The following is a 3,395-nucleotide window of genomic DNA, read 5'->3' on the forward strand; positions in this document are numbered from 1 at the left end:
GATCATAGAGTGTGAAGCCGTCGTGGCAATCAATATAGTTGAGGGTCTGGAAGGCATGATAGGAATGCTCGCGGCTGTCCGGAAACAAGTCATCGCTGCCGTAGATACGACGCATAAGGTCCGGGACCATTCCCGCATCGCCCCTCACAAAACGGCGGATGTCGTCGCGATAGCGCGCGTTCCATTGCAGCCAGGTCGTGCCCGGAAATCCACGTCCCAGCTGGTAACAACCCACGTCCCAAGGTTCTGCGATCAAAGCCAATCGACCCAACTCCGGGTCGGCGGCGATTTCGCTGAATATGGGAGCATCACCCCAATTCAGTGATCCATCGGCATTGCGGCTGAAAACCGATGCCAGATCGAAGCGGAAACCGTCGATGTGCATCTCGTTCTTCCAGTACCGCAGGCTGTCCATAACCATTTTGCGCACGTGCGGCTGGCTGAAATTCAACGTATTGCCGGTGCCGGAGTGATTGGCGTACGGGTTGGTCGGGTCGGAGGACTGCATGTAATAGCCCGAGGGGTCGAAACCCTTGAAGCTGTAGGTAGGGCCGACGTGGTCTCCCTCACAGGTATGGTTGTACACAACATCCAGCACGACGAAGATTCCGGCTTTGTGCAAAGCCTTGACCATATTCTTGAACTCAAGATGTTGCCCATCGTCATCAACACCCGATGCATACTGTGCATGAGGTGCGAAGAAGTTCAGAGGCATGTATCCCCAATAGTCACCCTCGTGAGGATCACGCTGAAATATGGGCATGAGTTCGACGACCGTGATCCCGATGTCCTTCAGGTACGGAATCTTTTCGATCAATCCGGCATAGCTGCCGGCTCGCGAGGGATGTACACCAGAATTGGGATTCTTGGTGAACCCCTTTACGTGAAGTTCGTAGATGATCGCGTCCGATTCGGGTCGGGGCGGGAGATCTGCAGCCCAATCGAAAGCAGCCGGTTGTCTCGGCAAGACTCCAACCGGAGCCTTTTCATGGTTGGGGCCTGGCTTCATAGCGCGCTTGCGATCAAACCCCGGAGGGAAGAAAACTCGTTTCGCATACGGATCGAGAAGAACCTTATCGTGATCGAAGCCGTTGAGCCCGGCAACAGCTTGTCCTGAAACCGAGTAAGCGTAATAGCGGCCATCGCATGTTTGATCGAGTGGGATCCTGCAGTGCCAGATCCGCCCCGATTTATTGCGGATAGGATCGAACTGAAATGTCAAAACCGGCTTTGCCAAATCGGTAGGGGAATAGAGATACAGTTCCACACTCTCGGCATGTTCAGCACACACCGCAAAATTGAAGGCCTGGTCTTCCTCGATCCAGGTAACCCCCAGCGGCAATGGAAGCCCCTCAGTGTGCGCCCACGGGCGAGGTTTTTGCGGCGACTCTGCTGAGACGGGGGCTGCGTCAGATACGAAGTCGCTGACCGAAATGGATTGGGGAAATGTGTTTTTCACGTGTTAAGAAGCTAATGACACGCCGCATCATCCTGGAAAGTACCGCCAGCGAACATCTGCGCCAGGAATTGACCACACCGGAGCATCTTCTGTGCTTCCTCATCGTTCTTGAGTGCTCCTTCAGAGACCGTCAGGTTCGCCGCGCTCATCGACTTTCTAGCTTCGACAAATTTGTCGGACCAGACCTGCACGTTGTTGAACTCGTTCTGCAACAACTCAAGTCCACGAGAGTCCGAGGCGGTCGATGCCGCTGCGGAGGCTAGTGCAACACTGTCGGCGGCTCGACCCTGGTATGCGACAATCGTGTTTCCTGCCATGGAATTTCCCACGGGATATCCATCTTGGACCGTCACTATGAGCATTCCACCCCACTCTCTGATTGACGCCATCGCCTCGACAGCCGCCTTTATGAAAGGGCGTGAGAAACTTGATGTGGGAGCATCGCCGTTCGAGGATGAACCGTCCGGACCAGGCAGCGTCAGAATAATTCTGTTCTTGCCAAGACTCAGCGACCCGTTCGTGATTTGCGCAAGTGCTTCTGCATCCACGAACACGCGCCCCTGGTATCGAATGACGCTTGCCTGCCCTTGGTAGCCTTGTACGGACAAAGCCTCTCTCTCGCGTTGCGATTGCGCCAATGCCACAATTGCCGACATTAGCGCTGCCACGATGATCGCTGGCCGTTTCATGATGCTAGACACCGAGTGCTCCCTGGATGAGAATCGCGGTCGAAAACCAGCGTGCCTCATTGCTGAGGCGGCTCTGCCCCGCTACTTACCGGCAAGGTGTACTGTGCCTGCGTAAGCGGAGGAAGTGAAGACTCGACTTGCATATCCATCATCAGATCGATTCGACGATCCAACTGAAAGAACTTCGTCACTGTGAGGGCCGGAAGAACCTTGTTGAATTTCTTGTAGTACTTCTTCTTCAACGCAGCCAGATGAGATTCGCAGTCTAACATTTGGTCTGCCATCGCTTTGGCCTCGGCGTCGGTTAGGTTCGGGTACTTCTGGGCGTACTGCTTTATGACGGCAGCACGATGATCATCCAGCTTGGATCGTTCGTATTCGTATTGCTGATAGATCGGCCAGAATGCGGCGCCATCTTTGTCGCTGAAATTCATTATTGTTGTGACGAAGGTGGTCCTGTCCGCCTGCATATTGGCCCTCACTACTGCGATAGTAGAGTCAAGAGTGGGTTCCTGACCTTGAGCATGACCAAGTGGGCAAAATGCGAGCATCGCGAACGTAATCACGAGCAATGCACAATTCTTCATCATAGACAGAACTCCTAAGCCGCTTGGTTCGTGGTATTCGCGGGCGCAGCGGCAAAGTGCGCTCGACACCTTATTTGTGAACAGCTCCTCGAAAGTACGAGAAGTCGAGATGATGTAGGCACGCCACTTGCCGAACTCATCTCAGAGTCAAATCATTTCCTATGTTGTGGTTCTGCAATAAACGTGGCACAGCACTATGAGACCGTGCCCGGTGACCGGCCCGCGGACCCAATCTGGTCATGCTTAGGCCGGCTCGAAGATCGCTTGTTCCCTGCATAAGAGCATCGCGCAGCCTTATTCACCGTGGGACGGCTGTACTGCCGGATCGAGATTCGCGGCTATTGCCCTCGGAGCCTCAGCCTTCTTCATAGCGATCATGCACATGGCTCCGATCCCTGCCCAGAAGACGGTGCGCGCACGTCGACACAATGCCAGCGTCAACCCTGTGGTGCTCGTCACACCGAACATCTTTGCAATGAGCATGCTCCCACCTTCGTAGGTCCCGAAGTTGCCCGGATTCAGGACACCCACGAGATTGATCACCTTGGTCAGCGCTTCCACGATGAAAGCACCGCTTATGGCGACTTTTGCTCCCATAAACCGCAGAATGACGTAAACCTCCAGGATTGCCAGCATGTGCCACACAAGATTGAAGATCAG

4 protein-coding genes are annotated in these 3,395 nt (G+C 54.4%); all 4 read right to left on the reverse strand.

Features of this window, described 5'->3' with window-relative positions:
• Positions 1 to 1,459, reverse strand: a 1,459-nt coding sequence (locus tag WA354_RS15295; protein WP_472813885.1) for an alpha-amylase family glycosyl hydrolase, incomplete at its 3' end; no start/stop codon positions are given.
• Positions 1,460 to 1,470: 11 nt separating this feature from the next.
• On the reverse strand, positions 1,471 to 2,160 hold the full coding sequence (locus WA354_RS15300) for a hypothetical protein (protein WP_472813886.1): 690 nt from the start codon (positions 2,158 to 2,160) through the stop codon (positions 1,471 to 1,473).
• 44 nt (positions 2,161 to 2,204) lie between these two features.
• Positions 2,205 to 2,804 (reverse strand): hypothetical protein, encoded by a 600-nt coding sequence (locus tag WA354_RS15305; protein WP_472813887.1) that lies wholly within the window; start codon positions 2,802 to 2,804, stop codon positions 2,205 to 2,207.
• Between the two features lie 225 nt (positions 2,805 to 3,029).
• On the reverse strand, positions 3,030 to 3,395 hold a 366-nt coding region (locus tag WA354_RS15310), incomplete at its 5' end, for a lysylphosphatidylglycerol synthase domain-containing protein (protein WP_472813888.1).

The organism is Occallatibacter sp. (assembly GCF_049802275.1).
In the GTDB taxonomy this organism is placed as follows: Bacteria; Acidobacteriota; Terriglobia; order Terriglobales; family Acidobacteriaceae; genus Telmatobacter.